Here is a 22748-nt window from a genome sequence, read left to right as displayed (position 1 = left end):
GGTAGAGCCGGCCGCTGGCCGGCTGTCTCCGGGCAGTCGGATGGCTGCGGTTGCCGGCCAGCGGCCGGCAACAGCGTGCCAACCAAGATTGGCACCTACCTGTAGAGCGGTCAGGCGCTGCGCACGGCCAGCAGCTCGCCGTTGCCCACCGGCACCAGGCTGGTGCTGAAGTCCGGATCAGCGTCCAGCAGCACGCGCAGCGGTTGCATCTCTTCCGCATGCGAGGTGGCGTTGTCCACCACCAGCAGGCCACCCGGGCGCAGCACACGACGCAGCTGCGGCCACCAGCCGGCGTACTGCCCGCGGTCCGAATCGAGGAACAGCAGGTCGATGCAGGCATCGGCGGCCTGCGCCAGCCAGAGCCCGGCATCGTCGTGGACCAGCGTGATGCGATCGGCCAGACCACTGCGCGCGAAGGTATCACGCGCCATCGCCACCTTGTCCTCGGCGTATTCCAGCGTGGTCACGTGGCCGTCGATGGCGGCGGTTGCCTCGGCCAGCCACAGCGTGGAATAGCCGTTGGACGTACCGATTTCCAGCACCCGGCGAGCGTTGCCGAAGCGCACCAGCACCGACAGGAATTCACCGGTGTCGGGCGTGATGTTGAGCATGCGTCGGCCGCGCTCGCTCTCGCGTGCGTCGTTGTCGGCGCCGAAGCGGATCAGTTCGTCCTTGAGTGCCTGCAGCATGGGGCCTACTTCCACCACGCGCGCAGCAGCGCCACTGCGCCGAGCGCACCGGACAGCCAGCTCCACGCCGGCACGTCGCCCCAGTACCAGCCCGGCGGCTGCAGCACATACATCAGTGCAGCGATGGCCAGCAGGCCGACACCGGTGATCGCGCCGACCGCATGCTTCTGCAGGCGCTGCACGCTGGCATCCAGTGCGGCTAGGTCGCGCGAACGCATCGACAGTTCGTGGCGGCCTTCCACCTGCTGGGTCAGCCAGGCGTGCACCAGGCGCGGCATGTCCGGCGCATGGGTCATGATTTCCGGCAGGCGCTTGCCGATCTCGCGTACCACCCGGCGCGGGCTGTAACGCTCGCGCAGGATCTTCGCCAGCACCGGCTTGGCCACCGCCCAGATGTCGATCTGCGGGTCGAGCTGGCGGCCGACGCCTTCGATGTTCAGCAGGGTCTTCTGCAGCAGGATCAGCTGCGGCTGCAGGGTCAGCTGGTAACGCTGGGCCACGCGGAACAGCTTCATCAGCACTTCGGCCAGCGAGATCTGCGACAGCGGCCGGGTGAAGTACGGCTCGCACACCGAACGCACGGCGGCCTCGAGGTCATCGATGCGCACGTTGTCCGGCATCCAGCGTGCCTGCACGTGCAGTTCGGCGATGCGGCGGTAATCGCGGTTGAAGATGGCCATGAAGTTCTCGGCCAGGTAGTACTGATCTTCCTGCGAGAGCTGGCCCATGATGCCGAAGTCCAGCGCGATGAAACGCGGGTTGGCGCGGCGCGCCGGATCGGTGTCGACCCAGATGTTGCCGGCGTGCGCATCGGCGTGGAAGAAGTTGTCGCGGAACACCTGGGTGTAGAACACCCGCACGCCCTTGGCGGCCAGCGCCTTGCGGTCGATGCCGGCCTTGTCCAGTGCGGCGATGTCATCGGACGGGATGCCCCACACGCGTTCCAGGGTCAGTGCCCGCTCGGCGGTGTGGCTCCAGATCACTTCCGGCACGTACAGATCGTCGCTGTTTTCCCAGAAGCGGCGCAGCACGCTGGCATTGGCGCCTTCGCGCTGCAGGTCCAGCTCGGCAGCCAGGGTGTTCTCGACTTCGGCCACCACTTCGCGCGGGCGGATCTTGTCGGCGCGCGGGTGGGTGCGCTCGACCAGGGCAGCCAGCGAATTGAGCAACGCGATATCGGCGTCGATCTGCTTCTCGATGCCCGGGCGCAGCACCTTGACCACCACCTGGCGGCCATCGGCCAGCGTGGCTGCGTGCACCTGCGCGATCGAGGCCGAGGCCAGCGGTTCGGTATCGAAGCTGGCGAAGGCCTCGCTGACCGGCAGGCCCAGCGCTTCCTCGACGATGCGACGCGCGGTCTCACCATCGAACGGCTTGACCCGGTCCTGCAGCAGGGTCAGTTCATTGGCCACATCCGGCGGCACCAGGTCGCGGCGGGTGGACAGGATCTGGCCGAACTTGACGAAGATCGGGCCCAGATCCTGCAGCGCCAGACGCAGGCGTGCACCGCGCGACTGAGCGGCGATGTCGGCCGAGGCGCGCGGCACGAACGGCTTGGCCAGGCGCAGCCAGCGCTCGGCAGGAGTGCCCTGCAACAGGTCGTCGAGGCGGTAACGCAGGATCACCCGGCCGATGCGGCTGGCACGCAGCACGGCCTTCATGCGGCACCCCGCAGACGCTGCACGCGTGCACCGAGGCGTTCGACGTCGTCGCGCAGCACGTCCACATCGTCGTGGAAGGCATCCAGCTCGGCACGCGGCACCACGTCGCGCGATTCCTCGGTGATGAACTCGGCGGCGCTGTGGGCCAGGTCGATCGCGCCCTGGCGCGCATGCTGCAGGGCGCTGCGCAGGGTGTTGGCCACCTGCACGCCCAGCACGTCGCCGAACACGCTGACGAACGGCTGCTGCCAGTCAGGATCGAAGCCCTTGGCCAGCTGCTGCAGGCGACGCGCCAGTTCGGCATCACCGGCCACGCGCACGCGACCCTTGCCGTTGTTGTCGCCGCGCCGTGCGTTGGCCAGCAGCGGCAGCTGCGCCAGCACGCCGGCCAGGCTGCTGCGCACGGCCAGGTCGGCTTCCTGCGCGTCCACCGGGCCGACCCGCAGTGCATCACCGTCGACGCTGATGCGCATGGCCAGCGACGGCGCTTCCAGGGTCAGGTCGATGTGCCGGCCGTCGAGGCTGGCCAGTGCATGGCGGGTATCCGGATCCAGCGCCAGCGCGCGGTTCAGGGCGATCTGCAGGGCGCGGCCAGCGACCGGCTTGAGGGACTTGAGCAGGGAGAGAGCCATGTGCGCATTCTACCTGCGTGGGTGGGGGGCTTGGGCCGGGCTGCCGCCCGGCACCCGCAGATGCCACTGCGAGAGCAACATCAAAGGCTGGCTTCCTGTGGAGAGGCGGGGTGGGTCCGGTTGCGGGGACCGCTGCAAGTACGTCCCTGTAAGCTCGGTCGCCGCATGCTCGTGTGCGCTGTCCTGCGCACACGGCAAGACCGGGGTTGGGCGTCCTGCCCAACCCGCCCGAGGCATGCCTCGGGCCCATGCGGCTCAGGCCCCCGCAACCGGACCCACCCCGCCTTCGACAGGTTCCTGCGATCTGCCGGAACGTGCTCTGGTAGATGCCGACCTTGGTCGGCGCTGGATTTCCGAGGGTGCCAACCAAGGTTGGCCGCTACTCGAGCCGGCCGCCAGGCGGTTCATCTGTGCCTCACCTGTGCGGCAATGGAAGGTTCATGCTGTACGGCCACGCAACGCACAGGACATCGCAACACCATGGCACGGACCCGGGTCGGCATCATCTTCGGGGGCAAGTCCTCCGAGCACGAAGTTTCGCTGCAGTCGGCGAAGAACATCCTCGATGCGCTTGATCGCGAGCGCTTCGAGCCGGTGCTGGTCGGTATCGACAAGCAGGGCCAGTGGCATCTGAGCCAGCCGGATACCTTCCTGATCAATGCCGATGATCCGTCGCGCATCGCGCTGCATCGGTCCGGTACGTCGCTGGCGGTGCGCCCGGGTGTGGAACAGGCACAGCTGCAGCCCTCCGATGCGGCCAGCGCGCTGGGCCAGATCGATGTGGTACTGCCGATCGTGCACGGGCCGCTGGGCGAGGACGGTGCGCTGCAGGGGCTGCTGCGCATGGCGAACCTGCCCTTCGTCGGTTCGCCGGTGCTGGGCTCGGCGATGGCGATGGACAAGGACGTGACCAAGCGCCTGTTGCGCGACGCTGGCCTGCAGGTGGCGCCGTGGCTGTGCATCCGACGTCACCAGGCCGCTGACGTTGATGTCGATGCGGTGATCGCGAAGCTCGGCCTGCCGTTGTTCGTGAAGCCGGCCAACCAGGGTTCGTCGGTGGGTGTGAGCAAGGTCAAGGATGCGGCGGGCTTCGCCGCGGCACTTGCATTGGCGCTGCGCTATGACCATAAGGTGCTGGTCGAATCGGCGGTGGCCGGCCGTGAGATCGAGTGCGCGGTGCTGGGCAACGAACAGCCGCAGGCCAGCCTGTGCGGCGAGGTGGTGGTGCACGACGAGTTCTACGCCTACGACACCAAGTACATCAACGAGGATGGCGCCGAGGTGGTCGTGCCGGCGGATATCGATGCTGCAACCCAGGCGCGTATCCAGCAGATCGCGCTGCGGGCCTACCAGGCGCTGGAGTGTGCGGGCATGGCGCGCGTGGATGTGTTCCTCACCGCAGACGGCGAGATCGTCATCAACGAGGTCAACACGCTGCCGGGCTTCACCCGCATCAGCATGTACCCGAAGCTGTGGGGCGCCAGCGGTGTGGACTACACCACGCTGATCACGCGCCTGATCGAACTGGCGCTGCAGCGCCATGAAGCCGATCGCGGATTGCACAGCGCTGTGTAGCAGCGCTCTCTGTAGAGTCGAGCCATGCTCGACTGCTTTTCATGAGTCGAGCATGGCTCGACTCTACAAAGATGCGTGCCGACCGACGGTCGGCACCCACCGGAAAGAACAGTGCCGGCCAGCGGCCGGCACTACCCAGCGGTCTTCTAGCCGCGCTTGCGGAACATCGAAATCACTGCCAGTACCAGGAACACAACGAACAGGATCCAGGCGATGTTGCTGGCGGCACCGGCGATGCCGGAGAAGCCGAGCACGGCAGCGATGATGGCGATGACGAAGAAAATAACGGCGTAATGCAGCATGGTGCTCCTCGCAGATGTCCGGGCCGTTGGATGGCGTGGGTCCATCCTCCCGATCTGGCGGTGTGCAACCAGTGATGGCGACCTATGCGGCAGATGAAGCCTTCAGCCTGCGCAGCCCTTCTTCAATGCTGACCTGCGGCACGTAGCCGAAGTCACGGCGCGCCGGCTCCATGCTGTACCAGTGCGGCGTGCACAGCTGCTCGGCCAGGAAGCGGGTCAGCGGCGGCTCGCCACGCAGGCGCAGCAGCGGCCACAGCCGCTCGCAGACCGCACCGATTCGATAAGCGGTCTTGAAGCTGATCGCCTTGTCCACCGTTGGTGCCCCCACAGCGGACAGCAGCTTGTTGACCAGCTCGCGCATGGGCAGCGGTTCGCCGTTGGAAATGAAGTAGGCCTTGCCCGCACACGCGGCACCCGGTGCCAAGGCTTCGAAGGCGAGGAAATGCGCGAGCGCGGCGTTGTCGATGTAAGTGGTATCGACCTTGTTGTTGCCATCGCCGACCAGCCGCAGGCGGCCCTGCCGCGCACGTTCGGCCAGGCGCGGCACCAGCTGCTGGTCGCCCGGGCCCCAGATCAGGCGCGGGCGCAGCGCCACCGTCGCCAACGAGGCGTCATTGGCCGCCAGCACGCGCTGTTCGGCGATCGCCTTGGTCGCCGCATACGGTGCCTGGAAGTCCTCGCCGTACGGCACCTCGTCAGCCCCCAGGCCTTCCACCGGGTGGGTCGCGCGGTGGGTCACGCTGGGCGTGGAGGTGTAGACCAGCCGGCTGATGCCGTGCGCGCGGCAGGCGGCGATCACGTTGTCGGTGCCGACCACGTTGGCCTGGTGGTAGCTGTCATAGCTGCCCCAGGCGCCGGCCTTGGCGCCGTTATGGAATACCGCATCGACGCCGGCCACCGCGTGCAGCACCGCCTGCGCATCGGCCAGATCGCCACGGATCTGTCCCACCCCCATCGCCTGCAGTTCCGGGTAGTGGCTGCGGTTGAACGCCAGCACCTGGTGGCCACGTTCGACCAGCCCGCGGCACAGCGCCTGGCCAAGGAAACCACCACCACCGGTGACCAGGATCTTCATGCGCGCTTCTCCAGTTCGGCGCTGGCCCAGACGGCGAGCTTCTCGCGGCCGATCTTGGCGTTGTGACGGATATCGACGGGGAACGCGGGATGCATCAGGAAGTGCTGCAGGCCGGCTTCTGGCGTGCGGGCTGCTGCGTGCGCACGCAGCGCTTCCTGCAGCGCCGGGCTGTCTGACTGACCACGTTGCAGCTCCACGCACAGCACCGGCACCTGCGCACCCGCCGGGCCAACGCCAACCAGTGCCGTGCGCGCCACGCCCGGCACGGTGTTGAACACCGGCTCCACCTGTTCGGTGTACAGCGGCCCCTGTGCGGTTTCCACGCGATGGGTCTTGCGGCCGCAGAACCACAGGCGGCCCTGCGCATCGAAGTAGCCCACGTCACCCATGCGATGCACCACGCGCGTGCTGCCATCGGCCAGCGTCTCGCGGATCTTCGCCGCCGCGGTGGCCTGCGGGCGGTTGAAGTAACTGTCGGTAGCGGTCGGTCCGGCCACGGTAATCTCGCCCACCTCGCCGGTGGCCAGCACGCGCGCCTGCGACCAGTCGGCCAACGGTGCGTCATCGATGGCGATGATGCGCACCTCATTCGGTTCAACCACGCTGCCCACGCAGGTACCGGCACCGGCCTCGGTGGCCGCGCGGGTACGCTCCAGCTCGCGGCCTTCCACCACCGCCACCGGCAGGCACTCGGTGGCACCGTACGGGGTCCAGAACTGCGCATCGGCCGGCAACAGGCTGCGGATGGTGGCGACCACATCCGGCGGCACCGGGGCGCCGGCCGAGGTCACCCGGGTCACCGTCGGCAACGGCCGGCCGTGACGGGCCAGCACCCGCATCAGCGCAGGCGAGCCAAACAGTTGGGTCACGCCGAAACGCTGGATGGCATCGTGCAGGCGTGCCGGGTCGGCCTGTGCCGGCCGGGTCGGGTCCATGTCCGGGATCACCGAGGTCAGGCCCAGCGCCGGGTCGAACAAGGCAAACGGCGGGAAGGTCGGCAGGTCCACCCCGCCCGCTTCCATGCCAAAGGCACTGCCCAGCAGCTGGATCTGGCCGACGAAATGACGGTGGCGGTAGACCACGCCCTTGGGCACGCCGGTGGAGCCGCTGGTGAACAGGATCGCGGCCATGTCCTCGCCATCGGTGGCGGCCAGCATCGCCCCCCCGTTGGCACCGGCGCGCTCCAGCGCGGCCAGCGTGGTCCCGCCCCAGCCGAGGCGGCGGCCGACGGTGACCAGGCGGGTCGCCGAGGGCGCCCAGCGCAGCGCCAACCGCGCCACGTGTGCCAGCGGAATGCCAATGAAAGCCTCCGGCTGCGCCTCATCCAGGCACTGCTTCAGCGCGCGTTTGTCGATGCCCGGGTCGACCAGCACCGGCACCGCACCCAGTTTGAACAGGGCAAACATCAACAGGAAGAACTCCGGCGACGGCCGCACCATCACCACCGTGCGCACCCCGCGACCGATCCCGTAGCCTGCCAGGCCAGCCGCCATGGCGTCGCTGCGGGCGTCCAGCTGGCGGTAATCCAGGGTCACGTCGTAGGCGGCCATGCCGTTGCCGGCGCCACGGCGGCCCGGGCAGCGGATGGCGATCTGGTCGGGCCGTTCACGCGCCAGTTCAGGCAAACGGGCGGCAATATTGCAGGGTCGGTTCATCCGTTCATTGTCGCCGCTTACGGAATTTCTTGCGCGGCGGCCCACTTCGTGGAAAATCCGCACCCTCGTTCCTGATTCCGACTGCCGCCCGAGGCGGCTTGCCCATGCAACATCCCTGCATGACCTGCGGCGCCTGCTGCACCCAATACCGCGTGGCCTTCCACTGGATGGAATCAGACGAGGTCACCCCCGGCGGCGTACCGCACCAGCTGACCGAGGTGCTGGACCCGCATCGCCTGTGCATGCGCGGCACCCACTCCAAGCCGGTGCGCTGCGTGGCGCTGGATGCGCAGATCGGCGTGTATTCACGCTGCACCATCCACCCCAACCGGCCCAGCGTGTGCCGTGAGGTGGATGCATCGTGGGAGTACGGCAAGGCCAGCCCGCAGTGCGACAAGGCGCGCATTGCCTATGGCCTGGATCCGTTGACCCTGGCCGACTGGCGCTGGCGCGACGAAGCGGGCAACGACGACGACCACCCGGACGACAACGGCAACAGCCCGTCACCGCAGGCGCCGATCGCGGCGTAGGGGTAGTGCCGGCCGCTGGCCGGCAACCTCATGAACCCGGCGCGCGACAGCGCTTGCCGGCCAGCGGCCGGCACTACCGGGATCCGATCAGAGCGGGTTGGCGTCCAGGAACGCGCGGATTTCCGGCACCAGAACTTCATGCTTGTCTTCCAGCACGTAATGCCCGGCATCCTCGAAGGCATGCACCTGGGCCTGCGGTAGCGCGGCCTGGAAGCCCTTCAGGAAGTGGTGGTCGAACACGAAGTCGCGCAGGCCCCAGCCGAGGAAGGCCGGGCGGTCCGCGAACGACGGCAGCGCTTTGCCGGCACGCTCCAGCAGCGACCAGGCCTTGTCGGCCGGCGACAGCGGGATGTCCTGCATGAAACGGATGGTGCTGATGCGGTTGGCGTAGTTGTTGTACGGCGACACGTAGGCGCGGCGCACATCGGCCGGCATCTTCCGCTCCACACCCAGCCACGAGGCACCGGACGAGAACGCGTTGAAGGTGCGGATGATCCACTCGCCGATCTTCCAGTGCCGGCCCAGCGCGATCTGCCACGGCATCGTCTTCGCCGCCGGCATCGGGAACGCGGCGGTGTTGAGCACCACCAGGCGCTTCACCTGGTCGTGGTGCGACAGCGCCCAGCCGAAGCCGATCATGCCGCCCCAGTCGTGCACGGCCAGGGTCACCGGACCGGTGATGCCCAGGTGCTTCAGCAGCGCATCAAGGTCGTCCACGCGCGACTGCAGCGTGTACTCGTAGCGGCTGTCATCGGGTTTGTCCGACAGGCCCATGCCGATGTGGTCCGGCACGATGCAGCGGTACGTGTCCGACAGGCCGGCCACCAGCGTGCGCCAGTAATAGCTCCACGACGGGTTGCCGTGCACCATCACCACCACTTCGCCATCGCGCGGGCCTTCGTCGAGATAGTTCATCGACAGGCCGGGGCGGACCTCGAAGCGCTGCGGGTGGGCGGGGTAACCGGGAAGCTGGGACATCGGATCGCACCTGTAGAAAGGGCCGGTAGAACCGGCCCTTGGACACTTGGAAGATCATCGCTGTCCGTCGCGAGCGATTGGCGAGGCAATCGCGCAGCAGGTCAGCGGTGACTTTTTTACCAGACCACTTCAGCCATCGAGCAGTTCAGGCCCGAGCCAATGCCCAGAAGCGCGATGCGATCGCCCTTCTTCAGCTTGCCCAGCTGCTTGAGCTTGCTCAGCACGATCGGCACCGAGGCCGGGCCGATGTTGCCGTGCTCGCCGAAGATGGTCATGACCTTCTTCGGGTCGATGCCGAAGTTCTTGATGAACGCAGCAGTGTGCGGCTGGCTGACCTGGTGGATCACGAACTGGTCCAGCTCTTCCACGGCCCAGCCCAAGGCGATCTTGGCGGCGGTGAAGGTCTTCTGGGCCAGCTTGATGCCTTCGATCAGCAGCAGGCGGGTGTCGGTGACCATGCGGTCCAGGTTGCCCAGGCACAGCTGGTTCCACTCGGTGGCCGAGCGGGTCACGCCGCCCTTGTAGCGCGGCGCATCCGGCACCAGCTCCGAGCGCGCCATCACCATCGCGGCGGCGCCCGAACCCGTGGTCAGGGCGGCCAGCTCGTTGCGGAAGTCGTCGGCGGTGACGTCCGGGGCGGTCATGCGCTCCAGGGTCTTCTCGTACACCAGGTTGGCGGTCTCGCCATCCACCACCAGCGCGTAGTCGATGTCGCCGCGCTCGATCATGCGCGCCGCGATATCCATGCCGTTGATGAAGGCCAGGCAGGCATTGGCGACGTCGAAGGTCATGCACTCGTCGCTGACGCCGAGGTTGCCCGACACGATGGAGGCCGTGGACGGCTCCAGGTAGTCGCGGCTGACCGAGGTGTTGACCAGCAGGCCAACCTGCGTTGCATCGATGCCCGCGTCTTCCAGCGCCTTGCGGCCGGCCATGGTGGCGGCATCGGACGCAAGCACGCCGTTGTCCCACAGGCGGCGGGCATGGATGCCGGCGATATCGCCGAGCACGTCGGTGCGGATACCGAGGCGATCCAACGTCGGCTGCAGCCGCTCGTTGATTTCCTTGGTCGTCAGCGTGTGCGGCGCATCAACGTGTGCCAGGCCGGCGATCGAGACATTCTTGAAGAGCATCGAGGTTAGCGCCAAGGCTCAGGCAAAAGGGGGCGCTATTCTATAACCCCCGGGGCCTTCACCGCATCTTTACGAATTCAGGCTTGGCCGTATGGTGAAGGGTTCAGCGCGGCGGGCACTGGAAAGCGGCGAAGCGCTGACTGCCATCGGCCGGAGCCGCGGCGGCCTGCACGGCATTGGCACCGGCGCTCGGCGCCTCGTTGCGGGCCAGGGTTTCCAGCTCTTCCTGCACACGCAGCGGGTTGCGGTTGTAGAAGCCGACCTTGCTCTTCACGGTGACCACCACCTCGCCCTTGGCGATGCAGCCAGCGGGAACCGGGCCTGCCGGCAGCACGCGGGTCGCCTTGCCGGCCGGTTCGATCGGCACCCAGGTACAGGCGGTGACGGTGAGCAGCAGGGAGGAAAGCAGCAGAACGCGCATGGGCAGATCCTGGAAGGGTATGGGGGGATTCTGCCTGAACAGCCTGAATCGGGGGTAGCCGGTGGGTGGGGTCAGATCCCCCGCAGGGGAGCCTGACCCCGCCTTCGGGTCACGGAGTTGCCGGCCAGCGGCCGGCACTACCAGAGCAAGGTTGCCGGCCAGCGGCCGGCACTACCCGGGGAGGCCTGCCCGCGGGGGCGGGCAGGCGCATCCCTTATTTCTTGACCGGGTTGCCTTCGGCGTCGATCACGGTCACCTCGCCCAGGTTCAGCGCGCGCACGGCCGCTTCGGTCTGCTTGAGGTCACCCACCACCACCCAGGTCAGCGCCTGCGGCTTGATCTCGGCGGCGGCCTGCTGCACCTGTGCCGGGGTCATCGCCTCGATCTCGGCCTTGCGGCGCAGCACGTAGTCATCCGGGCGCTTGAACTGCACGATCGAACCGATGGTCGACGCCACCGCGCTGGCGGTCTCGTAGGCACCGGGCAGGCTCAGGGTCTGGATGTTGCGGATGCGGTTGACCTCGGCGGCGGTGGCCGGCTTGCTGCCGTCGGCGAACGCGGCGATTTCCTTGCGCATTTCCGCCATCGCCGGGCCGGTCTTGTCGATCTGCACCGGCGCGCTGGCCATCCACGGGCGCTGGCCCACCGAATTGATCGCGCTGCTGCGCGCACCATACGACCAGTGCTTGTCCTCACGCAGGTTCATGTTCAGGCGCGAGGTGAAGTCGCCACCGATCACGCCGTTGGCGATATCGAAGCGGGTCGAGCTGGTGGCGCTGGACGGCGCGACCACCTGGCCGGCGAACAGGTTGGCCTGCACCGCGCCCGGCTGGTCGATCAGGAACACACGCGGGCCCTTCGGCAATGCGACGTCGGTCGCCGCCTTCACCTGCGGAGCATCGCCGGCAGCCTTCCAGTCGCCCAGCTGCTTGTCCAGCAGCGGCACGATTTCCGCCAGCGTGGTATCACCGACCACGATCAGGGTGCCGTTCTGCGGGCGCAGCCAGTCGTGGTGGAAATCAACCAGATCTTCGCGGGTCAGGCCGCTGATCGCCGCCTCATCGCCACTGCCGGTGAACGGAATGGCATACGGGTGGCCCTTGCCATACAGCAGTGGCGGCAGCACGCGCATCGCCACCGCACCCGGGTTGACCTTCTCCTGCTGGATGCCGGCGATCCAGGTCGCCTTGACCCGGTCGATCTCACCCTGCTCGAAGCGCGGCTCGCGCAGCAGGTCGCGGTACAGCGCCAGCGACGGTGCCAGGTTTTCCTTCAGTGCCGACAGGTCCACGCTCATCGAGTCCAGGCCGGCCGAGGCATCCAGGCTGGCGCCCAGCGCATCGGCAGCATCGGCGAAGGCCAGCGAGCCGAGCTTGCCGGCGCCTTCGGTCATCAGGCTCATGGTGAAGTTGGCGGTGCCCGGCTTGCGGCCCTGGTCGGCGCTGAAGCCGCCCGGGAACTGGTAGCTGAACTGCACCACCGGAATCTCATGGCGTTCGGCCAGGATCACCTGGGTGCCGTTCTTCAGCGTGGCGCGCTGCAGCGCCGGGAACTTCAGCTGCGGGAACTCGCGGGTCTGCGGTACGCCGGCCTTGCGGTCGACCTGCTCCGGCAGGGTGCTGTACTTGGGGTCCACCGCGGGAACGTTGAACGGCTTCGGCGCCTGGCTCGGGTCTTCCTTCAGCGCCACACGCTCACCCGGTGCGATCACCAGGGTGTGGCTGCCCTTGTCCAGCCACTGCGCGCCCAGCCGGCTCAGATCAGCGGCACTGGCCTTCTCGCTGTTGGCCAGCGAGGTGCGGAAGCAGCCCGGGTCGCCGGTGAACACCGCGCACTCGGCCAGTGCGTCGGCCTTGCCGCCGAAGCCGCCGATGCGCTCGATGCCGCGGATGAAGCCGGCGCGGGCACCGGTCTTGGCGCGCTCCAGCTCGGCCGCGGTGGGGCCCTGCTTGATCAGGCGGTCCAGTTCCTCGTCGATGATCTTCTCGACCTTGGCCGGGTCCTGGCCCTGCTTGACCGTCGCCATGATCACGAAGTTCGAACCCAGCTGCGAGGTCGAAAGACCCGAGGCGATGCTGTCCACCAGTTTGTCCTGGTGCTGCAGGCGCTGGCTCAGGCGCGAGGACTTGGCACCGCCCAGGACCTGCGCGAACAGCTGCAGCTGATCGACATCCGTGGTGCCGACCTGCGGCACGTTCCAGGCGCGGTAGATGCGCGCCTGCGGCACCTTGTCGGTCATCGTCTCGCGCGTGTCGGCGTTGCGCTTGGCCACGTTCACTGCCGGCTGCGCCATGGTCGGGCCGGCCGGGATGCTGCCGAAGTACTTGCCGACCTTTTCCTTGGCAGTGGCCAGGTCGATGTCGCCGGCCAGCACCAGCACCGCGTTGTTCGGGCCGTACCAGGTGCGGAACCAGGTCTTCACGTCATCCAGCGACGCCGCGTTCAGATCGTTCATCGAACCGATCACGCCGTGGTGATACGGGTGGCCTACCGGGTACAGCGCCTTGTTGAGCTGGTCCCAGGCCTGACCGTAGGGCTGGTTCTCGCCCTGGCGCTTCTCGTTCTGCACCACGCCACGCTGCTCGTCCAGCGCCGCCTGGTCGATCGCACCGACCAGATGGCCCATGCGGTCCGACTCCATCCACAGCGCCATGTCCAGCGCGGTGGTGGGCACGTTCTCGAAGTAGTTGGTGCGGTCGGTATTGGTGGTGCCGTTCTGGTTGGTGGCACCGACCTGCTTGAACGGTTCGAAGAATTCGCCGTCGTGGTTTTCGCTGCCCTGGAACATCAGGTGTTCGAACAGGTGCGCGAAGCCGGTACGGCCGGCCGGTTCGTCCTTGCTGCCCACGTGGTACCAGACATTGACGGCGACGATCGGCGCCTTGCGATCGGTATGCACGATCACGCGCAGGCCGTTGGGCAGGGTGAACTGCTCATACGGGATATCGACCTTGGCCGGTGCGGCCGGCTTGGCCGCCAGCGCATGGGAAGGCACAAGCGTGCCCAGGGCGGTGCTGAGGGCGACGGCCAGCAGTGCAGCGCGCGGGCGAAGGGCGAGAGACATATCCGGATCCTTGGTCACATAGGTGAACCCCGATCCTAGCCTGCGCAGGCAGCGGCAGGAATCGGTCGCCAGTCACTGGGGGTGTTTGCCCCGATGGCCATCCAGCCCGGCGCCCACGGACGCTCCTGAAACGTCACATGCGCCGGCTTAAGGCGTCCGGACAGTGTCCGCGGCACATCGAATGGACAGGTGTCCGCCCACCGGACACTTTCCGATGAACATAAAACCCTTATAAATCAACAACTAAAAGTTGGCACAGGGATTGCTTGGTACTTCCTGCGCCAGGAAGGGCTTCAGACGAAAGCTGACTGAAGACTGAACAAATGCAGGAAACCGAAAATTTTCCTTGCAAGCCCAGAATCGGTGTACTACCTTACTACCACACCACTGATCACCAACACTAAACAGGCCCCGTCATGAACACCAAGACCATTGCCATCGCCATCGCCCTGATCGCCGGCACCGCGGTTGTTTCGTCGGTGCAGGCCTCCGAATCCATCAAGACCCTGTCCACCGTGCAGGTCCGCCCGGCCGCCGACCAGCTGGCCCAGCAGGCCTGGGAACAGGCCAGCGGCATCCCGACCCTGGCTACCGTGGAAGTGCGTCCGAGCGCCGACCAGCTGGCCGAGCGCAACGGCTACGTTGCCGCCCCGGTTGCTGCCGCGATGCCGATCACCACCCTGGCCTCGGTGGAAGTGCGCCCGAGCCTGGAACAGCGCGTCGCCCTGGCCGCCGAAATGGAAGCCCAGCGCTACGCCGCCACCCTGGCTGCTGCCGCCACCAACGTCGCCAACTCGGTCATCGTCAACCTGCCGGCCCTGCAGGTGCGCCCGAGCGCCGCCGACCTGCAGGCCCTGGCCACCGAAACCGCCCAGGTCCTGCTGCGCCCGTAAGCGGTGCCGCCCTGCCCAGCGCAGGGCGTGCGCCGTAAAGGCGGCGGTCGTCGCAGGTACACTGCGCCGATGAATGCCGCGCCCCAGTTCCATGTGATCCTGTTCCAACCGGAAATCCCGCCCAACACGGGCAATGTGATCCGGCTCTGCGCCAACACCGGCGCGCAGCTGCACCTGGTCGAGCCGCTCGGCTTCGCACTGGAAGACAAGCAGCTCAAGCGCGCCGGCCTGGACTACCACGAGTACTCGCGCCTGCAGGTGCACCCCGACCTGGACACCGCGCTGGCGCGGATCGCACCAAAGCGCTTGTTCGCACTGAGTACCCGGGCCAGCGTGCGCTACGACAGCGTGGCCTTTGAAGATGGTGATGCCTTCCTGTTCGGCCCGGAAAGCCGCGGCCTGCCGCAGGACGTGCTCGATGCCTTGCCCGATGGCCGCCGCCTGCGCCTGCCGATGCGGCCGGACAACCGCAGCCTCAATCTTTCCAACACCGTTGCGGTGGTGATGTACGAAGCGTGGCGGCAGCACGGGTTTGCGGGCGGGGCGTAACGCCACGCGTCTCTCTTCTGCCTGGTCGTTGCTGTGGCGGGCGCATGCGTTCATGGGCGTTACTTTTCTTTCCGCGCGGAAAGAAAAGTAACCAAAAGAAACGCGCCGCCATCCGCGAGCCGGTGCTGCGCACCGGTGCCCTGCGCTCCTCGGCCCGCCGGGGGACGGCGCGGAACTCGCTGCGCTCAGACACCCGCGCCTCTTCGCCCCCGCCGGACCTGCGGTGCTCGGCTCGCTTCAAGGCGGACCCAACAGCCGCGCGGTACAGGCTGTCCTTGAACCCATCTCGGTACGGTGCGCGGTTCGGTACACCGATCGCTCGCCTGCGAATACGCTACTGGGCAATGCCGGCCAGCGGCCGGCACTACCGGTGCACTCAGAACGCGTTGATGCCGGTCAGTTCGCGGCCGATCACCAGCTGGTGCACGGTCTCGGTGCCTTCATAGGTGATCACCGATTCCAGGTTCAGTGCATGCCGGATCGCCACATGCTCGGTGGTGATACCGGCCCCGCCCAGCAGGTCTCGACACTCTCGGGCGATGTCGATGGCCATGCGGCAGTTGTTCCACTTGGCCAGGCTGACCTGCTGCGGCTGCAGCTGGCCGGCTTCCTTCAGGCGGCCCAGCTGCAGGGCCAGCAGCTGCGCGGTGGTGATGCGACGGGCCATTTCGGCCAGCTTGATCTGCGCGCTCTGCGTGGCGGCCAGCGGGCGACCGAACAGCACGCGTTCCTTGGCATAGCCCAGCGCTTCATCCAGGCAGGCAATGGCAGCGCCGATCGGGCCCCAGCTGATGCCGTAGCGGGCCTGGGTCAGGCAACCCAGCGGGCCCTTCAGGCCCTTCACGTTCGGCAGGCGGTGGCTGTCGGGCACGCGCACGTCGTCGAAGAACAGCGCGCCGGTCAGCGATGCGCGCAGGCTCATCTTGTGCTTGATCTCCTGCGTGGTGAAGCCGGCCATGCCCTTTTCCAGCACGAAGCCCTGGATGCCGTCCTCGGTCTGCGCCCAGACGATGGCCAGATCGGCCACCGGGCCGCTGGTGATCCACATCTTGCTGCCGCTGATGCGCCAGTCGCTGCCGTCGCGCACCGCGCGGGTCTTCATGCTGGCCGGATCGGAACCGCCGTGTGCCTCGGTCAGGCCGAAGCAGCCGATCAGCTCACCGCGCGCCATCGCCGGCAACCACTGCTGGCGTTGCTCCTCGCTGCCGTAGGCATAGATCGGGTACATGCACAGCGAGCTCTGCACCGAGACGAAGCTGCGCAGGCCCGAATCGCCGCGCTCCAGCTCCTGGCAGATCAGGCCATAGCTGACCGCACCGAGGTCGCCGCCACCGTATTCGGCCGGCAGGGTGGCACCGAGCAGGCCCAGCGCGGCGATCTCCGGCACCAGCTCTGAAGGGAAGCGGGCCTGGTCGAAGGCATCGCCGATGATCGGCAGCACGCGCTCGTTGGTGAAGCGGGCGACGCTCTCCTGCACGCGCGCTCTTCCTCGTTGAGCAGGGAACGGACATCGAACAGATCGTACGGATGCAAAGCCATGGCACTCACGCGCAGTCAGGACCGGGCCATTGTCGGTCATCCGGGCAGAACGTGCCGGCCAAGGTCGGCACCCACCAGAGCCACGGCCCTACGCTGCATTGCAGCAATCCGGGTGTGAACATCGTCGATCTAGCTCGATCACGCGCGGCCCGGTACCCTGACACATTCAAACAACCGTTTCGCTCGTGGCTGCACGCGCGATTCCCAGGCACCGCCGGTGGCCCCGATGCCGGCCCTACCCACGAGTCATGCAATCGATGAGCGCTGAAGCCAACGCCCTGCCCCCGCGTGAAGTAATGGAGTTCGACGTGGTGATCGTCGGCGCCGGCCCCGCCGGCCTGGCCACCGCGATCCGCCTGCGCCAGCGCGCGATCGAAGTCGGCCGCGAACTGTCGGTGTGCGTGCTGGAGAAGGGCTCCGAACCGGGCGCGCACGTCCTGTCCGGCGCCGTGATGGATCCGCGCGCACTGACCGAACTGTTCCCGGACTGGGCCGAGCGCGGCGCACCGCTGAAGCAGAAGGTCACCCGCGACGAATTCCTGTTCCTCAGCGAAACCGGCGCACGCAGCACGCCCAATGCGCTGCTGCCGGAGTGCTTCCACAACGAAGGCAACTACATCATCAGCCTGGGTGAAGTGACCCGCTGGCTGGCGCAGCAGGCCGAAGCGCTGGAAGTGGCGATCTTCCCCGGCTTCGCCGCAGCCGAGGTGCTGTACGGCGACAACGGTGAAGTGATCGGCGTGGCCACCGGCGACATGGGCATCGAGAAGGACGGCAGCATCGGCCCGGCCTTCGAACGGGGCATGGCGCTGCAGGCCAAGTACACGATCTTCGCCGAAGGCGCACGCGGCCACCTCGGCCGCCAGCTGATCGCGCGCTACAAGCTGGACGAAAGCAAGGACCCGCAGGCCTACGGCATCGGCATCAAGGAACTGTGGCAGATCGACCCGGCCAAGCATGAGCCGGGCCTGGTGGTGCACGCCGCCGGCTGGCCGCTGGACAGCGACACCTACGGTGGTGCGTTCCTGTACCACGCCGACGGCGGCAAGGTCGCCATCGGTTATGTGGTTGGCCTGGACTACAGGAACCCGTGGCTGAGCCCGTTCGAAGAGTTCCAGCGCTTCAAGACCCATCCGTCCATCCGCAAGCACCTGGAGGGTGGCACGCGCATCGGTTACGGCGCGCGTGCGATCACCGCCGGTGGCCTGCTGTCGCTGCCCAAGACCGTGTTCCCCGGTGGCGCGCTGGTCGGCTGCGAGGCCGGCTACCTCAACGCCAGCCGCATCAAGGGCAGCCATGCCGCGATCAAGACCGGCATGCTGTGCGCCGATGCCGCATTCGACGCGCTGGCCGCCGACCGCCAGCACGATGAACTGAGCGCCTACCCGAAGGCGTTCGAAGCCAGCTGGCTGTTCACCGAACTGCAGCAGGCCAAGAACTTCAAGCAGTGGTTCAAGAAGGGCCAGACCGTGGCCACGCTGATGACCGGCGTGGAGCAGTGGCTGCTGCCGAAGCTGGGCGTGCGCAATCCGCCGTGGACCCTGCACCGCACGACGCCGGACCATGCCTGCCTGGAGCCGGCGGCCAAGCACACCCGTATCGCCTACCCGAAGCCGGATGGCGTGCTGACCTTCGACCGTCTCAGCTCGGTGTTCCTCAGCAGCACCAACCACGACGAGAACCAGCCCAGCCACCTGACGCTGAAGGACCCCAGCATTCCGGTGAAGGTGAACCTGGCCGAGTACGCCGGCCCGGAAGCCCGCTACTGCCCGGCGGGTGTGTACGAGTTCGTCGGTGAAGCCGATAACGCGCGCCTGCAGATCAACGCGCAGAACTGCGTGCACTGCAAGACCTGCGACATCAAGGACCCGACCCAGAACATCGTCTGGGTGACCCCGCAGGGCGGTGGCGGCCCGAACTATTCGGGCATGTGATTGCTCCGGGCTGCGACCGCGTGTCGCAGCCCACCTGCCCCGCTGCGTCGCTATCCTGCCCGCCCATGCGTGCTTTCCGCCTGCTCATCACCATTGCTTTGACCCTGGCGGCCACGGCCTGCCAGCGCCCGCCTGCGGCACCGGCCACGCCGGAACAGGCGCAGCAGCAGGCCATGCAGCGCGCGTTCGAGCTGTGCGCCGGCTGCCACACCGTGCAACCTGGTGGCATCCACCGCTTCGGACCCAATCTGCACGGCGTGATCGGCCGCCGCGCTGGCAGCCTGCCGGACTATGGCTATTCCGACGGCATGCGCCGCGCCGATATCACCTGGACCGCGCAGACCCTGGATGCGTTCCTGCAGTCGCCCACCCACGTGGTACCCGGCACGCGCATGTACAACGCCTTCCCCAGCGCCGAACGCCGCGCACTGGTGATCGCCTACCTGCAGCAGCAGTCGGCTCAGTGAGCCAGGCGCTGCAGCTGTCGCTGCAGCCGTGCCACAAATTCCGCCACCGCCGCGAACAACGGCGCCACATCGGTTTCCGCCGCATCCTGCAGACGCTCCACCAACGCATTGGCCTGCCCGGCCAGCACTGTCGCTCCCACCGCGCCCAACCCACCGGCCTGACGATGCAGGTGCAGTGCGGCCGCCTCGCGATCTCCAGCCTGCAGCGCGCTGCACGGCGGCAAGATCGCCCTCGCTGGCCTGCAACAGGCTGTCGCGCAGCTGCTCGGCCACCGCACGTGAGCCGAAGCGCCGCTGCAGGCTGTCCAGATCGGGCAGCGTCCCAGCATCGTCGACGGCGGACCCGGCCTGCGGCTCCTCAAACGACTGTCCCTGCGCCTGCGGCAACCAGCGCAGCAGTGCGGTGCGCAGCGTGGCCAGTGACAGCGGCTTGGCCAGCACTTCGTCCATGCCGGCCTCGCGGCAGCGCCGTGCATCGTCATCCAGCACGCTGGCGGTCAGCGCCAGCACGGTCAGCCGCGGCTGGCCGTTGCGGCCCTCGCGTTCGCGCAGCAGGCGGGTGAAACCGAAGCCATCGAGCACCGGCATCCGGCAGTCTGTGATCACCAGATCGAAACTCTCCGACGACAGCCGATCCAAGCCCTGCTGGCCGTCACCGACCATCACATGCGGCACCCCCAGCTGCTGCAGTCGCCAGGCCATCATCGCCTGGTTGGTCGGGTGGTCTTCGATCACCAGCACCCGCGCCTGGCGCAGCGCCGGCGGCAGCAGCGAGGCCTGTTCCTGCTCGGCGGCCAGCGCTTCCACATCACCGCTGCCGGCTTCCACCAGCGACAGCCGCACCTCGGCGCGGGTCCCTTCGCCCAGCGTGCTGTGCAGCTCCAGCTCGCCGTCCATCATCTGCACCAGGCGCTGGCAGATGCTCAGGCCAAGGCCGGTACCCCCATGGTCGCGCTGGATGTAGGCACCGGCCTGAGTGAACGGCGCAAACAGGTGCTGCAGCTGTTCCGGCGCGATGCCGATGCCGGTGTCGGTGACGCTCAGGCACAGCGGCTGGCTGCCGTCTTCGGCGGTCGGCCCCAGCACGTCCAGCTGCAGCCGCACTTCGCCGCGCACGGTGAACTTGATGGCGTTGCTGAGCAGGTTGAACACGATCTGGCGCAGGCGCACGCCATCCACTTCGTGCGCGGCCGCCAGCTGCGGGTCGATCTGCACGTGCAGGTCCAGCCCACGTGCACTGGCCTGCGCCGACAACAACCGGCACACGCTTTCCAGCAATGGCCGCAGCGGCTGCGGCACCGGTTCCAGGCGCAGTGCGCCGGCCTCCAGCCGCGAGTAGTCAAGAATATCGTCGAGGATCTGTCGCAGCATCTGCGCCGAATCCTCGATCACCCCGAGGATGCGCTGCTGCTCGGCATCCAGCGGCGAATGCGCCAGCACTTCCAGCATGCCCAGCACGCCACTCATCGGCGTTCGGATTTCATGGCTCATGGTCGCCAGGAAACGCGACTTCGCCTCCGCCGCCTGTTCGGCGTCGGCCTTGGCCGCAGTCAGGGCCTCGGCCTGTGCACGCGCCTCGCTGACATCCACCCAGTATCCACTCCAGGTGACCACGCCCGCTTCCGCCGCATAGGGATGGGCCTGGCTGCGCACCCGCGCGCGCCGGTGCCTTCAGGTCGCAGCCGGAACTCGAGAACAAGCGGTGCGAACTGGCGCGCCGCCTGCTCGACCGCATGCAGGATGTGCTCGCGGTCGTCTTCCTCGATGCGCTCCAGCAGGCACATTGCATCCTGTTCGGCCTGCTGCCGGCTGATCCCGAACAACGCCTGCAGGTCACCGGCAATGAACGGGAAGCTGAGGGTTCCATCTGCCGCGCGGCGAGCCTGATAGACCACGGCGGGCAGGTTGTCGGTGACTTCGGCCAGGCGCTGTTCCAGGTGACGCCGTCCGGCCACCTCGCGGCGCAGCCGCCAATGCCCGATGGCGTGCACCAGCAGCGCGGTGAGCAGCACCAGCAGCAGCGGCACGCCCCAGCGCATCGCGCTGTTCCAGTCCAGGCCGTTGCGGTACTCGACGGCCAGCCAGTCCCCGCGCAGGGCCTCGCGCTTGCGCGGCGTCATCTGCAGCAGCAGGCGGTCGAAGGTGGTGGCCAGGGCGGCATGGCGGCGCTCAACCGCCAGCACCAGCTGATCGTTGAAACCTGCCGGTGCCGCCACCTGCAGGCGCCCCGGGAAGCGGTTGCGCAGCAGATGGTCAACCAGTGCCAGGTTGCCTACGTAGGCATCGGCGTCGCCATTGATCAGGCGCTGCAGGGCCTGTTCCGCGCTGCGTGCCGCGATGATCCGCGCCTGCGGCGCCTGCTGCAGCACATAGCCACGCACACGTTCCGGATCGGACAGCAGCACCCGCTTGCCCTGCAGGTCGGACAGACCCAGCAACGCCGGGCTGTCACTCCGGCTGACGATCACGTTCGGCACGCTGATGAAGGGCTGGCTGAACACCCAGTCCGGGCCCAGGTAGCGAGAATCGGCAGGAATGCCCATCACCGCCTGCAGCTCGCCGCGGCGCGCCTTCTCGCGCACCTCGTACCAGTCATGGCTGTTTTCCACCTGCAGGTTGGCGCCAGCCTGCAGCAGGCGCCGCAGGTATTCGCTGGCCAGGCCACTGGGTTTGCCATCCTGGTCCGCGAACGACAGCGGCGCCGCGTTCGGCGCGAAGCCGATCTTCAACGGCTGCTCCAATACCCGTTTCTCGGCCTGGCTCAACGCCAGCTGTGCCGATGCCGACCACTGCGGAGGTGGCAGCCAGCGCTGCACCAGCGCATCGCGCTGGGCCTGGCTGGTCGCAGCCAGTGCCAGGTCCAATGCTTCGGCCAACGGCTGCTTGCTGTTGGGAACACCGAAGTGCAGCCGTTCGGGCGGCAGATCGCTGGGACGCAGCAGCACGACCCCCTGCAGGTCCTCGCGTGCGATCAGTTCGGTGGCCACGTAGGCATTGCCGATGTAAACGTCGGCCTTGTCGTCTCTGACCATCTCCAGCGCCGCCAACGAGCTGTTTGCGACAAGCTGTCGTGCCCGGGGAAAGCGCGCCCGCACCTGCGGGCCGGTCAGGAAGTCCTGCTCGATCACCACCCGCAGTCCATCCAGGTCGGGGATATCGGAGGCACGCAGGTCATCCGGGCGTCCCACCAGGGCCAGCGGTGCCTCGCCATAGGCGGCGGTGTAGACCATGCAGCGGGTGCGGTCGGCACTGAGACCGACATTCATCACTACATCGATCTCGCCACGACATGCCGCATCCAGCACGGATGTCCAGTCGGGATAGCGTCGTGCCTCCACCTTCACGCCCAGCTGACGGGCGATAAGCGACAGATAATCCGGCCCCAGCCCGATCTGCCGACCATCACGGAGGGACTCGAACGGCGGCCAGCCGCTGTCATACTGGCCCACAACGATGCTTGGATGCGCGGCCAGGTACTCGCGCTGCAGGGGAGTGAGCGGCAGCAGTCCTGGCACGGCCTGTACCGGTGCGGCAGGCAGCACCAGCACGGCCAGCAGCAGGACCAGCCCGCGAACAGCCCAGCTACGCATCGGCGTCGATCTCCTAGAATCCTGCCAGGAACCGCGATGGTCGCGGTCCGGCGTGCCCGGT

The 22748-nt window shown here is 67.5% G+C and carries 16 protein-coding genes and 2 pseudogenes; 6 read left to right on the top strand and 12 right to left on the bottom strand.

The window, feature by feature from the left end:
• Nucleotides 1–110: 110 nt before the first annotated feature.
• The 3 genes from ACZK2V_RS01100 to ACZK2V_RS01090 are packed head-to-tail and all read right to left on the bottom strand — an operon-like array spanning nt 111 to nt 2982.
• Nucleotides 111–689: an O-methyltransferase gene (locus ACZK2V_RS01100; RefSeq protein ID WP_180844588.1), complete on the bottom strand. Its 579-nt coding sequence runs from the start codon at nt 687–689 to the stop codon at nt 111–113.
• 5 nt (nt 690–694) lie between these two features.
• Nucleotides 695–2350 (bottom strand): ubiquinone biosynthesis regulatory protein kinase UbiB, encoded by a 1656-nt coding sequence (gene ubiB, locus ACZK2V_RS01095; protein WP_107431620.1) that lies wholly within the window; start codon nt 2348–2350, stop codon nt 695–697.
• Nucleotides 2347–2982: a ubiquinone biosynthesis accessory factor UbiJ gene (locus tag ACZK2V_RS01090; RefSeq protein WP_032130462.1), complete on the bottom strand. Its 636-nt coding sequence runs from the start codon at nt 2980–2982 to the stop codon at nt 2347–2349. Before ACZK2V_RS01090 ends, ubiB begins: the two co-directional genes overlap by 4 nt.
• A gap of 480 nt (nt 2983–3462) precedes the next feature.
• Between ACZK2V_RS01090 and ddlA the strand changes: the two genes are divergently transcribed.
• Nucleotides 3463–4557, top strand: a complete 1095-nt coding sequence (ddlA, locus tag ACZK2V_RS01085; protein WP_180844587.1) for a D-alanine--D-alanine ligase — start codon at nt 3463–3465, stop codon at nt 4555–4557.
• A 146-nt stretch (nt 4558–4703) separates the two neighbouring features.
• Here ddlA and ACZK2V_RS01080 read toward each other — a convergent pair whose 3' ends face one another.
• The 3 genes from ACZK2V_RS01080 to oleC all read right to left on the bottom strand — a co-directional run bounded on the left by ACZK2V_RS01080 (nt 4704) and on the right by oleC (nt 7589).
• Nucleotides 4704–4859 carry a DUF1328 domain-containing protein gene (locus ACZK2V_RS01080; protein WP_004153593.1) on the bottom strand — a complete coding sequence of 52 codons (156 nt, stop codon included), beginning with the start codon at nt 4857–4859 and terminating at the stop codon, nt 4704–4706.
• 82 nt (nt 4860–4941) lie between these two features.
• Nucleotides 4942–5934 carry a 2-alkyl-3-oxoalkanoate reductase gene (oleD, locus tag ACZK2V_RS01075; RefSeq protein ID WP_032130147.1) on the bottom strand — a complete coding sequence of 331 codons (993 nt, stop codon included), beginning with the start codon at nt 5932–5934 and terminating at the stop codon, nt 4942–4944.
• Nucleotides 5931–7589 (bottom strand): olefin beta-lactone synthetase, encoded by a 1659-nt coding sequence (gene oleC, locus ACZK2V_RS01070; RefSeq protein ID WP_180844586.1) that lies wholly within the window; start codon nt 7587–7589, stop codon nt 5931–5933. The genes oleD and oleC overlap by 4 nt, the downstream gene beginning before the upstream one ends.
• Before the next feature lie 104 nt (nt 7590–7693).
• On the opposite strand from oleC, the gene ACZK2V_RS01065 reads away from it, so the two are divergent.
• Entirely contained in the window at nt 7694–8119 is a 426-nt protein-coding gene (locus ACZK2V_RS01065; protein ID WP_004135417.1) for a YkgJ family cysteine cluster protein, read from the top strand.
• An 87-nt stretch (nt 8120–8206) separates the two neighbouring features.
• Here the strand turns inward: ACZK2V_RS01065 and ACZK2V_RS01060 are convergent, their stop codons facing one another.
• From ACZK2V_RS01060 to ACZK2V_RS01045, 4 genes are all read right to left on the bottom strand, one after another.
• Entirely contained in the window at nt 8207–9097 is an 891-nt protein-coding gene (locus ACZK2V_RS01060; protein WP_107431622.1) for an alpha/beta fold hydrolase, read from the bottom strand.
• A 116-nt stretch (nt 9098–9213) separates the two neighbouring features.
• Nucleotides 9214–10230: a 3-oxoacyl-ACP synthase III gene (locus tag ACZK2V_RS01055; protein WP_014035559.1), complete on the bottom strand. Its 1017-nt coding sequence runs from the start codon at nt 10228–10230 to the stop codon at nt 9214–9216.
• A gap of 103 nt (nt 10231–10333) precedes the next feature.
• Complete coding sequence (locus ACZK2V_RS01050; protein WP_005407628.1) at nt 10334–10651, bottom strand: DUF4156 domain-containing protein; 318 nt, start codon at nt 10649–10651, stop codon at nt 10334–10336.
• A gap of 214 nt (nt 10652–10865) precedes the next feature.
• Entirely contained in the window at nt 10866–13715 is a 2850-nt protein-coding gene (locus tag ACZK2V_RS01045) for a M16 family metallopeptidase (RefSeq protein ID WP_180844585.1), read from the bottom strand.
• A 416-nt stretch (nt 13716–14131) separates the two neighbouring features.
• Between ACZK2V_RS01045 and ACZK2V_RS01040 the strand changes: the two genes are divergently transcribed.
• Together ACZK2V_RS01040 and ACZK2V_RS01035 are read left to right on the top strand one after the other, a co-directional pair.
• Nucleotides 14132–14608 carry an XAC0231 family protein gene (locus tag ACZK2V_RS01040; protein WP_180844584.1) on the top strand — a complete coding sequence of 159 codons (477 nt, stop codon included), beginning with the start codon at nt 14132–14134 and terminating at the stop codon, nt 14606–14608.
• 69 nt (nt 14609–14677) lie between these two features.
• Nucleotides 14678–15157, top strand: a complete 480-nt coding sequence (locus ACZK2V_RS01035; RefSeq protein ID WP_005407625.1) for a tRNA (cytidine(34)-2'-O)-methyltransferase — start codon at nt 14678–14680, stop codon at nt 15155–15157.
• A gap of 376 nt (nt 15158–15533) precedes the next feature.
• On the opposite strand, the pseudogene ACZK2V_RS01030 reads toward ACZK2V_RS01035, so the two are convergent.
• Nucleotides 15534–16696 (bottom strand): annotated as a pseudogene (locus tag ACZK2V_RS01030) (acyl-CoA dehydrogenase family protein).
• 257 nt (nt 16697–16953) lie between these two features.
• Between ACZK2V_RS01030 and ACZK2V_RS01025 the strand changes: the two are divergent.
• A complete protein-coding gene (locus ACZK2V_RS01025; RefSeq protein WP_180844583.1) occupies nt 16954–18630 on the top strand; it encodes an electron transfer flavoprotein-ubiquinone oxidoreductase in 1677 nt (558 codons plus the stop codon).
• A 65-nt stretch (nt 18631–18695) separates the two neighbouring features.
• Nucleotides 18696–19097, top strand: a complete 402-nt coding sequence (locus ACZK2V_RS01020; RefSeq protein ID WP_032130140.1) for a c-type cytochrome — start codon at nt 18696–18698, stop codon at nt 19095–19097.
• On the opposite strand, the pseudogene ACZK2V_RS01015 reads toward ACZK2V_RS01020, so the two are convergent.
• Nucleotides 19091–22687, bottom strand: a pseudogene (locus ACZK2V_RS01015) (ATP-binding protein). The gene ACZK2V_RS01020 and the pseudogene ACZK2V_RS01015 overlap by 7 nt on opposite strands.
• Nucleotides 22688–22748: the final 61 nt, after the last annotated feature.

Source organism: Stenotrophomonas sp. 93052_Sma, assembly GCF_056481145.1.
Note: the sequence above shows the minus strand (reverse complement) of the source record. Positions and strands in the feature narration are given on the sequence as shown.

Bases quoted from the DNA above. Each gene is read 5' to 3' on its own strand.
- ACZK2V_RS01100 (WP_180844588.1), bottom strand. From the start codon at position 689: ATGCTGCAGGCACTCAAGGACGAACTGATCCGCTTCGGCGCCGACAAC.
- ubiB (WP_107431620.1), bottom strand. From the start codon at position 2,350: ATGAAGGCCGTGCTGCGTGCCAGCCGCATCGGCCGGGTGATCCTGCGT.
- ACZK2V_RS01090 (WP_032130462.1), bottom strand. From the start codon at position 2,982: ATGGCTCTCTCCCTGCTCAAGTCCCTCAAGCCGGTCGCTGGCCGCGCC.
- ddlA (WP_180844587.1), top strand. From the start codon at position 3,463: ATGGCACGGACCCGGGTCGGCATCATCTTCGGGGGCAAGTCCTCCGAG.
- ACZK2V_RS01080 (WP_004153593.1), bottom strand. From the start codon at position 4,859: ATGCTGCATTACGCCGTTATTTTCTTCGTCATCGCCATCATCGCTGCC.
- oleD (WP_032130147.1), bottom strand. From the start codon at position 5,934: ATGAAGATCCTGGTCACCGGTGGTGGTGGTTTCCTTGGCCAGGCGCTG.
- oleC (WP_180844586.1), bottom strand. From the start codon at position 7,589: ATGAACCGACCCTGCAATATTGCCGCCCGTTTGCCTGAACTGGCGCGT.
- ACZK2V_RS01065 (WP_004135417.1), top strand. From the start codon at position 7,694: ATGCAACATCCCTGCATGACCTGCGGCGCCTGCTGCACCCAATACCGC.
- ACZK2V_RS01060 (WP_107431622.1), bottom strand. From the start codon at position 9,097: ATGTCCCAGCTTCCCGGTTACCCCGCCCACCCGCAGCGCTTCGAGGTC.
- ACZK2V_RS01055 (WP_014035559.1), bottom strand. From the start codon at position 10,230: ATGCTCTTCAAGAATGTCTCGATCGCCGGCCTGGCACACGTTGATGCG.
- ACZK2V_RS01050 (WP_005407628.1), bottom strand. From the start codon at position 10,651: ATGCGCGTTCTGCTGCTTTCCTCCCTGCTGCTCACCGTCACCGCCTGT.
- ACZK2V_RS01045 (WP_180844585.1), bottom strand. From the start codon at position 13,715: ATGTCTCTCGCCCTTCGCCCGCGCGCTGCACTGCTGGCCGTCGCCCTC.
- ACZK2V_RS01040 (WP_180844584.1), top strand. From the start codon at position 14,132: ATGAACACCAAGACCATTGCCATCGCCATCGCCCTGATCGCCGGCACC.
- ACZK2V_RS01035 (WP_005407625.1), top strand. From the start codon at position 14,678: ATGAATGCCGCGCCCCAGTTCCATGTGATCCTGTTCCAACCGGAAATC.
- ACZK2V_RS01025 (WP_180844583.1), top strand. From the start codon at position 16,954: ATGAGCGCTGAAGCCAACGCCCTGCCCCCGCGTGAAGTAATGGAGTTC.
- ACZK2V_RS01020 (WP_032130140.1), top strand. From the start codon at position 18,696: ATGCGTGCTTTCCGCCTGCTCATCACCATTGCTTTGACCCTGGCGGCC.